Source organism: Pedobacter sp. 10L46_2, assembly GCF_056395165.1.
Genome location: NZ_JBFTIZ010000470.1, coordinates 1 through 2002 on the forward strand (window position 1 = coordinate 1; position 2002 = coordinate 2002).

Consider the following 2002-nt stretch of genomic DNA (forward strand, 5'->3'; position numbering starts at 1 on the left):
GTTCTCTCCTGTAGTTCTCTCCTGTACAGTTCGCAATAAAGCAGCCTGGATATCATAAGAAAGGTTCCCTACCTCATCCAGAAAAAGCGTTCCTCCATTCGCCATTTCAAAATGACCGATTTTAGTATAAAGGGCTCCTGTAAATGACCCCTTTTCATGACCAAAGAATTCGCTACCAGCCAATTCTTTAGTAAGTGAACCACAATCCATTGCCACAAACGGGCGATCTTTCCTTGGACTATTTAGGTGGATTGCTTTTGCTACAGACTCTTTTCCTGTACCGCTTTCGCCTGTTAAAATAACACTATAGGAAGTTGGCGCAACCAATTGAATCTGCTTCAATAACTCTTTTGAAGCAGGGCTTTGGCCCGCAACAAAATTATCCACCTGCTTGTAGGCTTGTTTTGCTGCCTTTTGTTTAGTCGTTTCGGAAGAGGTTTCAGATTGATTTGTGTTTAATGCAATCTGAGTTTCTATTGCCTTATTAATTGTATTTAAAATTTCATCGGGATATAGAGGCTTAGTAATATAATCATATGCCCCTAATTTAATCAGTTCTACTGCAAGCTTAATATCCGAATAACCTGTAATAATAATAACTCCGGTGCTAGGATAGCTTTCCTTTATCTTGATCAGCATTTCTCTCCCGTCCGTATCCTCAAGTCTATAATCACATAAAACAAGGTCATAAGCTTCTTTAGCCAGGTAATCCATTGCCGTCACACCGCTTGTAGCCGTTGATACACTAAAGGAATTTCTGGTTAAAAACTTGGATAACAGCACGCCGATGTTTACCTCATCGTCAACAATTAATATTTTTCTCATATTACCTAAAAAATTAGAGCGCATTTTATGAAATAAATATAACTAGTTTTTTTTATCTGGGAAATATTTTCTACAGTTTTATAAAAAAAGTATACAATTTTTTTCTCACTTTATGACAAAACCCCAATAAATCCCTCAAAGACTTAATGAGGTTCAGCGAATTGAGGACTTTATTTCCCGAAAAATACCGGCTTTCTTTTCTCAAGAAATGCGGTAGTTCCTTCTTTAAAATCCAAAGTACCAAAGCATTTACCAAATTCCTTTATCTCGGTATCAAACCCATCAACATCGGGTAATAATGATGCATTTACGGCTTTTATAGCACTGGCGATTGCTAATGGGGCTCTTAATTTTATTTTATTTAATATCTCTTCGGCCTTAGCAATAAGCTCGCTCTGAGGAACTACATAATTCACCAACCCTATTTTTTCTGCCTCTGAAGCAGTGATCATCTCTGCTGTTGTAATGATCTCAATTGCTTTTCCTTTACCTACCAACTGAGTTAACCTTTGTGTGCCCCCATATCCGGGAATTAAACCAAGACTAACTTCCGGTAAGCCAAGCTTTGCATTCTCAGAAGCAATACGTAGGTGACAAGCCATAGCCAATTCTAATCCTCCTCCTAAAGCAAATCCATTAATTGCTGCAATTACCGGCTTAGGACAATTCTCGATAGCATCAAACACGCTATTTTGTCCTACTCGTGCAAGCTCCTCTCCTTCGGCAATATTGTAGTTGGAAAATTCTGAAATATCTGCCCCTGCAACAAAAGCCCTCTCTCCGGCACCGGTAATTAAGACTCCTCTTACCTCATTGTTGTCTGCGGCAATTGAAATTGCTTCAGCTAATTCAGCCAATGTAGCTTTATTTAAGGCATTTAATTTATGCTCGCGGTTTATAGTAATATAAAGAATCTCATCTGTTATTTCCAGTAAAATGTTCTGATAAGTCATAATCTAAAAATTTCTGTTTTCAACAACCCAATTTTTAATATAGTCTACTATAGTAACCATTGTAGTTCCGGGGGCAAACAACTCTCCTACACCCATCTCCTTAAGCTTTTTTATGTCATTTTCAGGAATAATACCTCCGCCTGTCAGCAAAACATCTGTTAATTGTTTTTGCTTCATGATCTCTACAATTTTCGGAAAAACAGTCATATGAGCTCCTGATAGAA

2 protein-coding genes and 1 pseudogene are annotated in these 2002 nt (G+C 37.8%); all 3 read right to left on the bottom strand.

All coding sequences use genetic code 11. The annotated features are described in order from the left end of the window. Positions 1 to 825, bottom strand: an 825-nt coding sequence (locus AC1DDX_RS26870; protein WP_477622978.1) for a sigma-54-dependent transcriptional regulator, incomplete at its 3' end; no start/stop codon positions are given. A 170-nt stretch (positions 826 to 995) separates the two neighbouring features. Further along, a complete protein-coding gene (locus AC1DDX_RS26875; RefSeq protein ID WP_172662288.1) occupies positions 996 to 1778 on the bottom strand; it encodes an enoyl-CoA hydratase/isomerase family protein in 783 nt (260 codons plus the stop codon). Positions 1779 to 1781: 3 nt separating this feature from the next. Further along, positions 1782 to 2002, bottom strand: a pseudogene (locus AC1DDX_RS26880) (methylmalonyl-CoA mutase); the annotation flags it as partial.